Here is a 13,750-nt window from a genome sequence, read left to right as displayed (position 1 = left end):
CAAGGCCGAGAATGTCCCCCCGCAAGCTTAAGGTCGTATTAACCAGACGCCTGCCCGACGCGGTCGAAACGCGCATGCGCGAGCTGTTCGACGCCGAGTTGAACCTGAAGGATCAGCCGATGGACCGCCCCGCGTTGCAGGCCGCCGTCCAGCGCGCCGAGGTTCTGGTGCCCACCATCACCGACGTCATCGACGCCGACCTGATCAATGGCGCAGGCGAGCAGTTGAAGATGATCGCCAATTTCGGCGCCGGGGTGGACCATATCGATGTCGACGCGGCCGTGGCGCGCGGCATCATCGTGACCAACACCCCCGGCGTCCTGACCGAGGACACCGCCGACCTGGCCATGAGCCTGATCCTGGCCGTCAGCCGCCGCATCGTCGAAGGCGCCCAGGTTGTGGCCGAAGGCCGGTTCGAGGGCTGGACCCCGACCTGGATGTGCGGACGCAAGCTTTGGGGCAAGCGGCTGGGCATCGTCGGCATGGGCCGGATCGGCCAGGCCCTGGCCCGGCGCGCCAAGGCCTTCGGCCTTCAAGTCCACTATCACAATCGCAAGCCCGTCCCGGCCCTGATCGAGGAAGAGCTGGGCGCGACCTACTGGGACGACCTGGACCAGATGCTGGCCCGGATGGACATCGTCTCGCTGAACTGTCCGGCGACGAAGGACACCCACCATCTGCTGTCGGCCGAACGCCTGGCCCGGCTCCAGCCCCACGCCATCCTAATCAACACCGCGCGCGGCGAACTGATTGACGAGGCGGCCCTGGCCCAGGCGGTGGCCATGCGCGCCCTCTCGGGCGTCGGCCTGGACGTGTTCGAGAACGAGCCCGCCATCCATCATGGCCTGTTGGGCCAGTCCAATGTCGTGCTCCTGCCCCACCTGGGTTCCGCCACCCTGGAAGCGCGCCAGGACATGGGCGACCGCGTCATCGCCAACGTCATGACCTATCAGAACGGCCACCGCCCGCCGGATCGGGTCATCCCCGCAATGCTTTAGGGCGCAGCCAGCAACCGCTCGGCCGCATCGGGATATTTCTGCCCCAGCCGCGCCGCCCAGTCGGCTTTGAGCGGCAGCGGCGCGCGCACCTCGCGAATGCGGCGCTCGACCAGGGCGGCGGCCTCGCGGTGCGCGGGCCAGTCCATCAGAAACCCCAGCGCCGTCTCGAAATCGGCGTAGGCCGCGGCGTGAGCCAGGGCGCGGTCCAGCGCCTCCACATCGTCGAAATCCGGCAGGCGCGCCAGATAGGCCCGCAGCACCAGCGCGGACAGGTCGCGCTCGAACATCGCCCAGCGCAGATCCTGCGCCTCGTCCTTGCGGCCCTCGGCTTCCAAAAGGTCGATCGAGGTCGCCTCCCACGCCGGCGTCAGGACCGGCGGTCCGGCCTGAGGCGATCGCCCGAAGGTCCAGCGCCGGTTGCCCGCCGACGGTTTCAGCGCCGCCTCCAGCGCCTGACGCGCTTCTGGAATGCGATCAGCGATCAGCAGCCGCTTGGCCATCACCGCCGCGAAATCCGGCGAGCCCCGCTCTTCCGGCGTCGTCATCGACAGCCACAGGTCCAGATCGCCCGCCCGGTCCGCCAGCCGTCGCACGACCGTCCGCATGCCGCGCGCGTTGGATGCGGTATCGAGACGACCCAGCAGCCTCTTGGCCAGGTCCGCCGTCAGATCGTCGCCGCCCGCCCCTATCCACCGCGCGTATTCGAGCGGTTGCCGCGCCACCGCATCCGCCAGCACACCCACTGTGCTTTCGTCCGTCCGAACCGCGTCCTCCGCGATGCGCCACAAATCAGAAGCCGCCGTTTCGAACGCGTCGGCCAATTCGCCCTTCTGATCCTTGACCCGCGTCGCCAGGCCGCGAAACAGGTCGAACCAGCCGATCAATCGCTCCAACCCCATCGCCGGCGCAGCCTCGGCCAGATCCTCGACGATTGCAGCCCGCAGAATCTCCAGATCGCGCAGCAGGTCCGGCCGCTTTCGCCACGACACGCGCGCGCGGCTGGCGGCGATGGTCGTCAATCGCTTGTCGATTTCCAGAGCCAGCAGATCCGGCCCCGCCTCGGCCGCCATCACCAGCCTGAGCCGCCGCTTCAGGATCGCATCCGCATCCGCCGCCTGCATCAGCAGTTCGCCCAGACGCTCAGCCCCTAAGCCGCTGAGATTTGCGGCGTTCAGCCGTTTGGGCGAGGCGGGACGTCGGGCCATCGGGCCTCCTTTTCACAAGTCTGTCGGACCGAACTCACACGGCTGTCGAAAACCGCTGGCAGGGGAGGAACCGTCGTAAACGCGCTTCGTTTCCGGCGTCCTGATCGAGGAAGTGTGCGTTGGACTCCTACTACTGCATCGTCAACCTGCCCGGCGTTCCGGTGCGGGACATCTGCGTTCTCGACGCGGTAAACGACACGGCGGCCAATCAGGCGCTTGAGGCGATCGCCCGCAACTGGGTCGGGTTCGAGACCCTGTATCTCTATTGCGGCGAACGTCTGGTCACGGTGCTCAGCAACCCCGCGCTGGGCTTCGCTCCGCCCCTGCCCGATCTCGATTTGGCCGACATCCGTTTCGCGACAGCCGCCTGAGCGTCAGCCGCCGCAGACCGGGCATTCCGGATCAGCGGCGACCCGCACGGTCCGCGCCGAGCCCGCCAGACCGTCATACAGCATCAGCCGTCCCGTCAGGGCCTCGCCCGCGCCGGTGATCAGCTTGATGACCTCCAGCGCCGCCATCGACCCGATCACGCCGGTCAGAGCGCCCACGACGCCGACGCGCGCACAAGTCTCCGCCTCCGGCGGGATCTCGGGCACCAGGCATTGATAGCAGGGCTGGCCCGCAAACACCCCGATCTGTCCGTTCCAGCGGCCCAGCGCCCCCGACACCAGCGGTTTGCGCGCCGCAACGCAGGCCGCATTAACCCACAGCCGGGTCTGGAAATCGTCTGTCCCGTCCAACACGATGTCGAAGGCTGCGATCCGCGCCGCCGCATTCTCGGCGGTGATCCGCTCGGCGAAGGTTTCGATCGCGACATGCGGATTGAGGCCGACCAGCCGTTCCGCCGCCGCCTCGACCTTTGACCGGCCGACCTGCGCTGTGGAGAAGGCGATCTGCCGCTGAAGGTTGGACAGGCCCACCACGTCGTCGTCAATCAGGCCCAGCGTCCCGACACCCGCCGCCGCCAGATAGAGCGCCGCCGGCGATCCCACGCCGCCCGCGCCGACGATCAGCACCCGCGCGCGCTTCAGCGCCTGCTGCCCCGGTCCGCCCACTTCGGACAGGACCAGATGGCGCGCATAGCGTTCGACTTCGTCTTCGGAAAAGATCACCGCCCTATCTAGCGCCGCAGAGGTTCCGGCGCGAGGGGCCTGTCGCCTTAAGCGGCCATCCGGACGTGTTCGCACGACAGCAGCTTTTCCAGACCCGCGCTGGACAGATCGCTCAGGCGCCGTCCGCGCAGAATGTCGGCGGCCTGCTGAGCGCTGAGGGCGCACAGCCGTGCCGCTTCGCGCATCCGCCGCTGCATGACGGGCCGATCATCCAGGACGCGGATGTTATGATGACGCGGGTCTTTCCAGAGGCGCGACATCAAGCGGTCCAGGTCCGCACGAGCGCCTTCGATCACCTGGGCCGCCTCGCCCTCGTGGAACAGCATGGCGCTGCCGATCTCGTCGCGGCGATTGTTTCGCTCCGACGCGCCGATGATTTCGGCAAGCGATTGGGTCGTGTGGTTCGCACCACCGATCATTTCACTCACGAAAACGACACGATAAAGCAAAACCTGTCCCTCGATTTGGAAGAACCGCGAAAGCGGATTGCGCCTTCTAGCCAATATTGGGGTCAAAATAAGACAGCGTTACACCAAGGAGCGACAGACTTGATGCCGACGCTCGGCCGCGCCATCTGATCGTCATGACCCAGACCGCATCGAACTTCCCCGATTGGCACGGCACCACCATTCTGGCGGTGCGCAAGAACGGACGCACCGTGATCGCTGGCGACGGCCAGGTTTCGATGGGCCCGACCATCGTCAAGGGCGCGGCCCGCAAGGTGCGCACTCTGGCCGGCGGCAAGGTGCTGGCCGGCTTTGCCGGCGCTACGGCCGACGCCTTCACCCTGATCGAACGGCTTGAGGCCAAGCTGGAGCAGTATCCGGATCAACTGGCGCGCGCCTGCGTCGACCTCGCCAAGGACTGGCGCACCGACCGCTATCTGCGCCGGCTGGAGGCAATGCTATTGGTGGCGGACAAGTCGTCCATCTTCACCGTGACGGGCGTCGGCGATGTGCTGGAGCCGGAATATGGCGTCGCCGCCGTGGGTTCGGGCGGCAACTACGCCCTGTCGGCCGCCCGCGCCTTGATCGAGGAAACGGAGCTGGACGCCGAACAGGTCGCCCGTAAGGCCATGAAGATCGCGGCCGAAATCTGCGTTTACACCAACGGCAATCTGACCGTGGAAACGCTCCAGGCCTGATTTGCCGGGTGAGTCAGATCACTTCGGCGATCAGACCCCGAGCCTTTGCCTCCTGGGCCTCGATGTACCAGTTGGCAGGGGCGCGTTTCAGCACTTCCTCCATCGTCACCGACGATCCGCGCACCAGGTTCTCGAAACCCTCGTTCTGGATGGCGATGGAGTGTTCCAGTTCGTTCAGCATGGCGCGAACCGAGGCGATGCAGGTCGTCAGCGGCCCAGTGACGTGAAGTTGCGTATCCATCTTGCGCTCGTGGATCATCACCCGGGCGCCGCGTGTCAGATAGCGGTTCTCCACGGCAAAGAAGCTCATGAAGGTCGCGCCGGCGGAATAGATCGCCGCCTTGCCCAGAAAGACCAGCCGGCGGGACGGATTGATGTCGCTTTGAAAGCGCACGTCCTCGCCCATCATGCGCGCCACCTCCGGATCACCACCCAGGGTCGACAGTTCGATAACGGTCAGCCCGGTGTCCGGCGCCTCCGCCATCTGCTGGCGAAAGCGCTCGTACATGGCGTAATCGACCGCGCCGGCGAGCAGGATACGCGGCGTATCGAAAGCTTCGGCGGTCAGAATGCCGCTTGGCGCAGTCTCAGACATCAACGCTCGGCCGCCGAGGCGGCGTCGTCGCTGATAGGATAGCCGTGCGCGGACGCCCACGATCGCGCCTCGCGGATCGAGAAGAAGGCCTGGTTCTGAACGCGCCGCGACCCGGCCTCGTCGATCAGTTCGCACTCCCACCACCGGATCGTGCGGCGATCGGAAGTGTTGCAGGTGCGCGGAACGAGAAGGGCGTGGGGCGTCATGCGCCATCAACGAAAAATCCGCACAGCGGTTCCGTCGGCATAAGGATTTCGTCTTTAAGAACAGACCATTGCGCGACACCGACGGACGCTTCTCGTAGGTCAGCTGTGGTGGAGAATTTGCGATCACTGGCGCCTTGGCTTAAGCGCGCGCCATGACCGACGCCGCGCCTCCCCGCCCCCTCGCCCGAAACCCGCGCGGCTTCGCCGACAAGCGCGGCCGCGACCTGACCGCCGAGCGGCGCATCGTCTCGCGCGTGTCCGAGGTTTACGAGCGCTGGGGCTTCGAGCCGCTGGAGACGCCGGCCTTCGAATATGCCGATGCGCTGGGCAAATTCCTGCCCGACGCCGACCGCCCGAACGAGGGCGTCTTCGCGCTACAGGACGACGCCGGATCGGACGAGCCGGGCGAATGGATGGCCTTGCGCTACGACCACACCGCGCCGCTGGCCCGGTTCGCCGCCCAGACCTGGGAGACCCTGCCCAAGCCGTTCCGCCGCTATGCCTATGGTCCGGTCTGGCGCAATGAAAAGCCCGGCCCCGGTCGCTTCCGCGAGTTCTGGCAGTGCGACGCCGACACCGTCGGCTCGGACCGGCCTGAGGCCGACGCCGAGATCATCGCCATGGGCTGCGAAGGCCTGCGCGCCGCCGGGCTGGGCGCCGGCCAGGCCCAGATCCGCGTTTCGAACCGCAAGCTGTTCGACGGCCTGTTCGACGCCGGCGGCGTGACCGAGGCCGGTCAGCGACTGACGGCGCTTCGCGCCATCGACAAGTTCGACCGCCTGGGCTGGGAGGGCGTGGTCCAACTGCTGGGCGAAGGGCGTCTGGACGACTCGGGCGACTACACCAAGGGCGCCCAACTGCCCGCCAAGGTCACGGCCGCCATCGAGGCCTTCCTCGCCTCAGCCAACACGCCCGGCCTGTCGCGGGCCGAGACTCTGGACGCGGTCGCGCGCTCCGGCGACCTCGGCGCGGCGGGCGAGGCGGCGCTGAACGAGCTGGCCGCCATCGACCGGGCGCTGGCCGCCATGTCGGTCGGCCAGGACGCCGTGAAGTTCGATCCGACCATCGTGCGCGGTCTGGAATACTACACCGGCGCCGTCTTCGAGGCTGAGCTTCTGCTCGACACGGTTGACGACAAGGGTCGCCCCGTCCGCTTCGGCTCCATCGGCGGGGGCGGCCGCTATGACGATCTGGTCGCCCGCTTCACCGGCCAGAGCACGCCGGCCACCGGCTTCTCCTTCGGCGTCTCGCGCCTGGCCTCGGCCCTGCGCGCGGCGGGACGGGGCGCCGAGGATGCCGTGCGCGGCCCCGTGGTAGTCATCGTCTTCTCCGAGGACGACATGGCCCATTATCTGACCGCCGTGGCGGAACTGCGCGCCGCCGGGATCGCCGCCGAGCTTTATCTGGGTCGCGCCGGCATGAAGGCGCAGATGAAATACGCCGACCGACGCGGCGCCCCGGCTGTCGTCATTCTGGGCGGCGACGAAATCGCCGCAGGCGAGGTCACGATCAAGGATCTGGACGCCGGACGCGCCGCCGCCGCCGCCATCACGGACAACGACGCCTGGAAGGCCGAGCGCCCCGGTCAGATGAAGATACGCCGCGAAGGCCTGATCGCCGCCATCAAGTCCATTATCGAATAAGCTTCGACAATCGTCTCCCTGTCGAATGGGTTATCAGCGATAAGTCGAAGAAAGTTCGACTCTTGCCAAACCGGCCGTTGACGACCGACCGGCCCTTGCGTCAAATGACCTCACTCGAGGGCAAGCGTTGCTCAAGCGCGCAGCACTCGAAGGCGTTTCGGGGAGGAAACGTCCGCTCTTTAAAGAGCGCGAAAGCCCGCTGCGATGTATCCCCCGCAGCGGGCTTTTTCGCGTCTGGCGCCCAGACAAATGCTCATTACACCTCGACAAATTCTCGATGCGGCGTCGAGATCGAGCAGCCCGGTCTCTATATGAAAAAGGCCGGGGCGAACCCCGGCCTTTCCATTCTGGGACAAAAAGTCGCCTTACCAGAGACGAACGCGTTCCTCGGGCGTCAGATAGTATTTCGTGCCCGGCTGAACGTCGAAGGCGTCGTACCAGGCGTCGACGTTGCGCAGCGGGCCGATGACGCGGAACTGGGCGGCCGAGTGCGGGTCGGTGGCGACCTGCTGCTTCAGCGCCTCGTCGCGGTACTTCGACTGCCAGACCTGAGCCCAGCCATAGAAGAAGCGCTGGTCGCCGGTCGTTCCGTCGATCACGGGCGCCGGCTGGCCGTTCAGCGACAGGTGATAGGCCTCAAGACCGACGGCCACGCCAGACGCGTCGCCGATGTTCTCGCCCATCGTCAGGCCAGGGTTGATGTGATAGCCCGCGATCGGCTCGTAGGTCGCATATTGCGCGCCCAGACGCGCCGTCAGGGCCTCGAAGTTGGCCTTGTCTTCCGGCGTCCACCAGTTGCGCAGCACGCCGTCGCCATCGGACTTGGAGCCCTGGTCGTCGAAGCCGTGGCCGATCTCGTGCCCGATCACGCCGCCGATGCCGCCATAGTTGACCGCCGCATCGCCATTCGGATCGAAGAAGGGCGGCTGCAGGATCGCGGCCGGGAAGACGATCTCGTTGTTAGCCGAGTTGTAGTAGGCGTTGACCGTCTGCGGGGTCATGCCCCACTCCGACTTGTCGACCGGCTCATCGAGGCGGGCCAGATCATAGTTCCACTCGAACAGGCCGCGGCGTTCCGCGTTGCCGACCAGGTCGTTCGCGCGAATGTCCAGACCGGAGTAGTCGCGCCACTTGTCGGGATAGCCGATCTTGACGGTGAACTTGCGCAGCTTCTCCTGCGCCGCCGCCTTGGTCTCGGTCCCCATCCAGGTCAGGTTGTCGATCCGGTGCGACAGGGCGGTGCGCAGATTGGCGACCAACTCTTCCATCTTGGCCTTAGATTCGGCCGGGAAATACTGGGCGACGTAGAGCCGGCCCGTGGCCTCGCCCAGCGATCCTTCGGCGAAGGAGATCGCGCGCTTTTCACGAGTCCTCTGCTCAGGCTGACCCGACAGGTCGCGTGAACGGAACGCCCACTGGGCGTCGGAGAAGCGCTTGGACAGCAGGGGTGCCATGTCGTCGGCCGTGTGGAAGGCCTGCCAGGCCTGCAACAGCTCGACCGGCGTCTTGGCGTAGATGGACGCGATCTTGGGCATGGCCGTGTCCTGACGCACGATCAGGCGCGGCACGCCGCCCAGCTTGGCGGCGTCGTAATAGGCCTGCCAGGCGAAGCCCGGCGCGTCCTCAGCCAGTTTAGCGATGGTGAACTCGTTGTAGGTCCGGTCGCGGTTGCGGTTCTCGACCGGCGTCCAGTGGGCTTCAGCGATCTTGGTTTCGAGTTCGACGATCTCGGCGGCCGTGGTGAACGGCTTATCCCACCCCGCCATAGCCAGGATTTGACCGACATAAGTCGTGTAAAGGTGCTTCTTGTCCGCGTAGCGGGCGTCCAGATAGTAGTCGCGGTTCGGAAGGCCGATGCCCGACTGGCCCGTCGAGACGACGTAGCGAGTGGGCTGTTTCGCATCGATGGTGATGCCGGTGCCGAAGAAGGACGAGCCGAAGCGGCCGACCGTCTGGCCCATATAGACGGCCATCTTGTCATGGCTGTCGGCGGCGCGGATCGCGGCCAGATAGGGTTGCAGCGGCTGGGCGTCCAACTGCTCGATGCGCGCCTCGTCGATGTAGGAGCGATAGGCGTCGGCGACCTTGGCCTCGTCCGATCCAGGCGCCAGATCGGTGCGGTCGGCCAGGCCCAGCACCAGTTCCTTCATGCGGTTGTCCGACAGTTCGCGCAGCAGGGCGAAGGAGCCGTAGCTGGTGCGGTCCGACGGAATGACCAGCTTTTCCAACGCCTTTCCGTTGGCGTATTGGAAGAAGTCGTCGCCCGGCTTCACCGCAGTGTCGCGGCCGGCCATGTCGAAGCCCCAGGTCCCGTAGCGGGGCGCCTCGGTCCCCTGCCAACCCGCCGCCGTCTCTTCGCCCGAGAACAGCGAAACGGTGGTGCAGGCGTCGTCGATGCAGGCGTGGTCGTGACCGATATCCTGAGCCAGAACCGTGTTGGCGGGCAGAAGAAGGGCGCCGACGGCGGCCCCGATAAGCAGACGTTTCATCACTATGTCCCTGTTCCCACCCGGCATTTGGATGGCTCGGCGCGGACCCTAATCCCGCGAGGGGGGGTGTCGCCTTAAAAAAAGTTCATGATTCCCATGCGGCCTCTCGCCACAGCGCCGGGATCAGGGTCAGATACGTGGGCGCAAGGAGGGCGGATGCACGGTCAGGGCGGCGACTATAAGGATCTGGTGGTCTTTCTGGCGGCCGCCGGCGTCATCGTGCCCCTGGTCAATCGGCTGAAGGTCAGCCCCGTCCTGGGCTTCCTCGCTGCGGGCGTTTTGCTGGGGCCGGACGGCCTGGGCCGGTTCGCGCAAAGCCTGCCCTGGCTGTCGTGGCTGACCATCGGCGATCCGGGCCAGCTGGCGCAGCTTTCGGAACTGGGCGTCGCCTTCCTGTTGTTCATGATCGGTCTGGAGCTGTCGTGGGAGCGGCTGCGCGCCATGCGCCGGCTCGTGTTCGGCCTGGGACTGATGCAGGTCGTCGTCTGCACCGCCGTGCTGGCGGGCGGCTTCATGCTGATGGGCCAGCCCTTGGCCAGCGCCGTGGTGCTGGGCATGGGCCTTGCCCTGTCCTCGACGGCCGTGGTCATGCCCGTGCTGGCCGAGCGGGGGCGGCTGAAGGGGACGGTCGGCCGTTCCACCTTCGCCATTCTGCTGGCCCAGGATTTGTCGGTGGCCCCGATCCTGATCACCGTCACCGTCCTGGCGGCCCTGGCCCAGCAGGGCGGCGCGCTGGATCCGGCCATTTTGGGGCGCGCCCTGTTCACCCTGGTTCCGGCCGCCATCGGCCTGGGTCTTATGGTGCTGCTGGGTCGGGTCGTGCTGCGGCCGATGTTCCGCTCGGTGGCCAAGGCGCGCAAGGCCGACCAAGGCGGCGAACTGTTCGTCGCCGCCTCGCTGCTGGTGGTGGTCGGCGCAGGTCTCGCCGCCCAGGCCAGCGGCCTGTCGATGAGCATCGGCGCGCTCCTGGCCGGCGTGCTGCTGGCCGAGACCGAGTTCCGGCGCGAGGTCGAGGTCTCCATCGAACCGTTCAAGGGGCTTCTGCTGGGCGTCTTCTTCGTCGGCGTCGGCCTGGGTCTGGACCTGGACGCCATCGCCGCCGATCCGGTCGGCGTCTTCGGCCTGGCCCTGGCCCTCACGGTCCTGAAGACCGGCGTCATTTTCAGCCTGGCGCGTTTCTGGGACCTGGGCGCCCGCCCGGCGCTGGAGACGGCGCTCGTTCTGGCGCCGGCGGGCGAGTTCGCCTTCGTGGTCTTCGCCACCGGCCTGGTCGAAGGCCTCGCGCCGCCGCAGCTGACCAACACCGTGGCCCTGTCGGCGACCGTCAGCATCTTTTCGATCCCCCTGCTCGCCCTGCTGGGTCAGAAGCTGGCGCGCAAGTCGTCCGCCGTAGGCCAGCCTGTCGAGCTTCCAAAGCTGGAGGCGGCCGACGGCGCGGTCATCATCGTCGGCTTCGGGCGCGTCGGCCGGTTGATCGGGGAAATGCTGAAGGCGCACGATCAGCCCTTCATCGCCCTGGACACCGATGCGGGCGCCGTCGCTAAGGGCCGACGTGACGGATTCGATGTCTTCTATGGCGATGCGGGGCGGCGCGAAATGCTCCAGCATTGCGGCGTCCAGTCCACCCGCGCCCTGATCGTCACCATGGACGCGCCGACCAAGGTGGACGAAGTCGTCACGACGGCGCGGTCGATGCGCGACGACCTGATCCTGATCGCCCGCGCTCGCGACGACCAGCACGCCATTCGGCTTTATGGACTGGGCGTCACCGACGCCGTGCCGGAGACGACCGAGGCCAGTCTGCAACTCGCGGAAAACACCCTCGTCGATCTGGGTGTGCCCATGGGCCTTGTGCTCGCCTCGGTCCACGAACGTCGCGATCAGTTTCGCAAGGCGTTCCAGTCAGCCATCCCGATCGAGCGTCGCAATCGCCCCAGCCGCGCGCTGCGCCGCACGCTGCGCCCGGCCCGCGTCGACCCCGCGCCGGAGTAAGGGAAGCCACTTACAGACCGCCGCCGGACCCATTTTCGTCATGGTTCCGTGATGCAAGCGCGCCTCTTCATGACTGCATCTGCGGAGCAGAAGCGCCCTTCCGGTTCGATCCAAGGGCTCAGACATTCATTCGAGGTCGCTGCCGGGCCCGCCCCGACCAGAGACCGAAAGTAGAGTAAAAGCCTGATTATATGACAGATACCGTCGCCTCCCTCGCTGTCGAGCCCCGCTTGAACCGCCGCCAGGCCGCCAAGATTCGCACGCGACAAAAGGTTCTGGACGCCGCCCGCTCGCTCTTCGCCGAGCGCGGCTATGAGCCTGCCACGATCCGCGACATCGCCAAGGGCGCGGGCATGTCCACCGGCGCCGTCTTCGCCAACTTCCAGGACAAGGCCGAACTGTTCGAAGCGGTCCTGACCGAGGACATGACGCGTCTGGCCGAGGTGGTCGAGGCCGCGGCGCCCGAAGGCGAACCCGTCCGCCAGCGTCTCGTCAGCGCGCTGAGCGCCGGCTATCACTCGTCGCTGGACCAACTGCCGCTGTTCCAGGCCATCGTGGCGCGCTCGTGGTTCCAGCCCCTGGCCGCCGAAATGCGCGCCCGCGCCGCGACCAAGAACCTGCTGCTCGCCATCAGCAACATCCTTCAGGATGCGGTGGCCAAGGGCGAACTGTCCAAGGACGCCGACAGCCGTCTGCTGGTCGAGCTGATCTGGGACGCCTATCTGTCGAACTATCGCCGCGCCGCCTATGACGAGTGGGACGCGCAGGCCCTGTCGGACCATATGGGCAAGCAGATCGACGTGATCCTGGCCGGCGCCATCGCCGCCAAATAGGCCAGAGCAAAGCCGCTTTTCGAAAGGCCGGGTCCGCCAGCGCGGGCCCGGCCTTTTGCGTTAGCGTCAGGTCCGGCGTTTCAGGGTGACGTAGAAGGCGCCGTTTCCGCCGTGCTTCTGGTGGGCGATGGTGAAGCCTGACACCACGCCGCGCAGTGCGGGCAAATGCATCCATTCCGCAAAGGCCGAACGGATTACCCCGCCGCCCATCCGCCCCTGACCGGTGATGACCAGCACCGCCCGCATTCCGCGCATCTGGCAGGATGTCAGGAATCCTCGAAGCTGATCCTCGGCCTCGAACCGGCCGAAGCCATGCAGGTCGATGCGCGCCTCGATGGGGTCGCGTTCGCGCGACAGCCGCTGCTTGCGGCGCGGCTCCAAATCCTCTGGCGCGGGCTTGGGTTTGTTCGGCGAAGGTCGCTTTTCCGCCGGCGGCGCGACAGCGGTGCGTTTGGGAGCCGCCTTGACCAGGGGACGCGGACGCTCGGTCGGCGTCACCACGATCTCGGGCGGCGTTTCGGCGCCGGGCGTGACGCGGGCGGCCTTGCGCGTCCTCGGCGTCACGACTGATCCGGCCACACGGGTCCAGATGCGACGGTCTTCGGGCGTCAATCCGTTCTCATCACGGCTCGAGCCCTTTCGCCTCATGCCTCGCCGTCGTCCTCGATCGTGTCGCCGGGACCAGGCTCGTGCGCCAGCAAGTCACCGGGCTGGCAGTCCAGTTCGCGGCACAAGGCGTCCAGGGTCGAGAACCGCACCGCGCGGGCCTTGCCCGTCTTCAGGATCGACAGATTCGCTACCGTCACCCCGACCCGATCGGCGAGTTCGGTCAACGACATGCGGCGTTCCACGAGGACGCGGTCAAGCTGGACGCGGATGGCCATGCGGAAATCCTACTTCGAAACGGCTCAGATCGTCAGTTCGGATTCGCGACGCAGGCGCGCGCCCTCGCGGAACACCTCCGCCAGCACGAAGACGATAAGCACGGAAAAGATGGGGGTCAGCAGTTCGCCGAAGCCCTGCGGATCCATGACGCCGGGCGCCAGCCGCTTGGCGACGAAGCCTTGGGCCACCCAGACGCCGCCGGTCACGACCGCCAGGGTCAGGCCGATCTGGCGCAGGCGACGGACGTTATCGGGCTGGAACGGGTCGCCCATGGTCAGGGTGCGGATGATGCGGCGCAGGCTGCGCAGGATCAGCATGAACCCGCCGAAATAGGCGGTCGCGGCGCCCAAACCGAACAGCAGCAGGGTGCGCGTCAGCGGCAGTTGCTTGCCGCCGGAATCCCCGCTGACGGTGATGTTCACATTGTCCAGGGGAATGAAGATCGCGGCGATGACCAGCAGCAGCAGGACACCGGTTATCAGCCAGAGAAGGATATAGGCGACGTCCAGCACCACCTTCAGCACGCTGGACACCGAACCCGGGCCGAGCGCCTTGATCGGCGCGCCCAGCCAGTTCGGAACGCTTGCCTCGCCTCGCTTCAGCGGATTTGGCGGCAGGGGCAGGCGCATGGTCTTTTTGATCTCAAGC

Annotated in this window: 15 protein-coding genes; 6 read left to right on the top strand and 9 right to left on the bottom strand. The window is 66.7% G+C overall.

The features are described 5' to 3' along the window. Positions 1–11 precede the first annotated feature (11 nt). Positions 12–998, top strand: coding sequence for a 2-hydroxyacid dehydrogenase (locus JX001_RS03825; protein WP_205682367.1), 987 nt, complete (start codon positions 12–14; stop codon positions 996–998). Here JX001_RS03825 and JX001_RS03820 read toward each other — a convergent pair. Beyond that, complete coding sequence (locus JX001_RS03820) at positions 995–2,203, bottom strand: DUF6880 family protein (RefSeq protein ID WP_241004744.1); 1,209 nt, start codon at positions 2,201–2,203, stop codon at positions 995–997. The genes JX001_RS03825 and JX001_RS03820 overlap by 4 nt on opposite strands. A 119-nt stretch (positions 2,204–2,322) precedes the next feature. Between JX001_RS03820 and JX001_RS03815 the strand changes: the two genes are divergently transcribed. After that, positions 2,323–2,574, top strand: a complete 252-nt coding sequence (locus tag JX001_RS03815; protein ID WP_205682366.1) for a hypothetical protein — start codon at positions 2,323–2,325, stop codon at positions 2,572–2,574. A 3-nt stretch (positions 2,575–2,577) separates the two neighbouring features. Here the strand turns inward: JX001_RS03815 and JX001_RS03810 are convergent, their stop codons facing one another. Then, a complete protein-coding gene (locus JX001_RS03810; RefSeq protein WP_205682365.1) occupies positions 2,578–3,315 on the bottom strand; it encodes a HesA/MoeB/ThiF family protein in 738 nt (245 codons plus the stop codon). 47 nt (positions 3,316–3,362) lie between these two features. Further along, positions 3,363–3,734 carry a BLUF domain-containing protein gene (locus JX001_RS03805; protein ID WP_241004817.1) on the bottom strand — a complete coding sequence of 124 codons (372 nt, stop codon included), beginning with the start codon at positions 3,732–3,734 and terminating at the stop codon, positions 3,363–3,365. A 164-nt stretch (positions 3,735–3,898) separates the two neighbouring features. Between JX001_RS03805 and hslV the strand changes: the two genes are divergently transcribed. Then, positions 3,899–4,459, top strand: a complete 561-nt coding sequence (gene hslV / locus JX001_RS03800) for an ATP-dependent protease subunit HslV (protein ID WP_112863320.1) — start codon at positions 3,899–3,901, stop codon at positions 4,457–4,459. A gap of 13 nt (positions 4,460–4,472) precedes the next feature. Here hslV and JX001_RS03795 read toward each other — a convergent pair whose 3' ends face one another. Then, the gene (locus JX001_RS03795; RefSeq protein WP_205682364.1) at positions 4,473–5,054 is read right to left on the bottom strand and encodes a ClpP family protease; all 582 of its coding nucleotides are present in this window, start codon (positions 5,052–5,054) and stop codon (positions 4,473–4,475) included. Continuing rightward, the gene (locus JX001_RS03790; protein ID WP_112863318.1) at positions 5,054–5,260 is read right to left on the bottom strand and encodes a hypothetical protein; all 207 of its coding nucleotides are present in this window, start codon (positions 5,258–5,260) and stop codon (positions 5,054–5,056) included. Before JX001_RS03790 ends, JX001_RS03795 begins: the two co-directional genes overlap by 1 nt. 152 nt (positions 5,261–5,412) lie before the next feature. On the opposite strand from JX001_RS03790, the gene hisS reads away from it, so the two are divergent. Next, complete coding sequence (hisS, locus tag JX001_RS03785) at positions 5,413–6,903, top strand: histidine--tRNA ligase (RefSeq protein ID WP_205682363.1); 1,491 nt, start codon at positions 5,413–5,415, stop codon at positions 6,901–6,903. A gap of 365 nt (positions 6,904–7,268) precedes the next feature. Here the strand turns inward: hisS and JX001_RS03780 are convergent, their stop codons facing one another. After that, the gene (locus JX001_RS03780; RefSeq protein ID WP_205682362.1) at positions 7,269–9,392 is read right to left on the bottom strand and encodes a M13 family metallopeptidase; all 2,124 of its coding nucleotides are present in this window, start codon (positions 9,390–9,392) and stop codon (positions 7,269–7,271) included. Positions 9,393–9,548: 156 nt separating this feature from the next. Here JX001_RS03780 and JX001_RS03775 point away from each other — a divergent pair, with 156 nt between their 5' ends. Together JX001_RS03775 and JX001_RS03770 are read left to right on the top strand one after the other, a co-directional pair. Continuing rightward, positions 9,549–11,384 (top strand): cation:proton antiporter domain-containing protein, encoded by a 1,836-nt coding sequence (locus JX001_RS03775; RefSeq protein ID WP_205682361.1) that lies wholly within the window; start codon positions 9,549–9,551, stop codon positions 11,382–11,384. 191 nt (positions 11,385–11,575) lie between these two features. Further along, positions 11,576–12,217, top strand: a complete 642-nt coding sequence (locus JX001_RS03770) for a TetR/AcrR family transcriptional regulator (RefSeq protein ID WP_039243898.1) — start codon at positions 11,576–11,578, stop codon at positions 12,215–12,217. A gap of 66 nt (positions 12,218–12,283) precedes the next feature. Here the strand turns inward: JX001_RS03770 and JX001_RS03765 are convergent, their stop codons facing one another. The 3 genes from JX001_RS03765 to JX001_RS03755 are packed head-to-tail and all read right to left on the bottom strand — an operon-like array spanning position 12,284 to position 13,731. Next, the gene (locus JX001_RS03765; RefSeq protein WP_241004743.1) at positions 12,284–12,829 is read right to left on the bottom strand and encodes a Smr/MutS family protein; all 546 of its coding nucleotides are present in this window, start codon (positions 12,827–12,829) and stop codon (positions 12,284–12,286) included. Positions 12,830–12,861: 32 nt separating this feature from the next. Then, positions 12,862–13,101, bottom strand: coding sequence for a helix-turn-helix domain-containing protein (locus tag JX001_RS03760; protein WP_017504942.1), 240 nt, complete (start codon positions 13,099–13,101; stop codon positions 12,862–12,864). Between the two features lie 24 nt (positions 13,102–13,125). Continuing rightward, positions 13,126–13,731, bottom strand: a complete 606-nt coding sequence (locus JX001_RS03755; protein WP_055807460.1) for a DUF2975 domain-containing protein — start codon at positions 13,729–13,731, stop codon at positions 13,126–13,128. Positions 13,732–13,750 lie beyond the last annotated feature (19 nt).

The organism is Brevundimonas fontaquae, from assembly GCF_017086445.1.
GTDB lineage: Bacteria > Pseudomonadota > Alphaproteobacteria > Caulobacterales > Caulobacteraceae > Brevundimonas > Brevundimonas fontaquae.
This window is presented reverse-complemented; position numbering and strand designations above follow the sequence as displayed.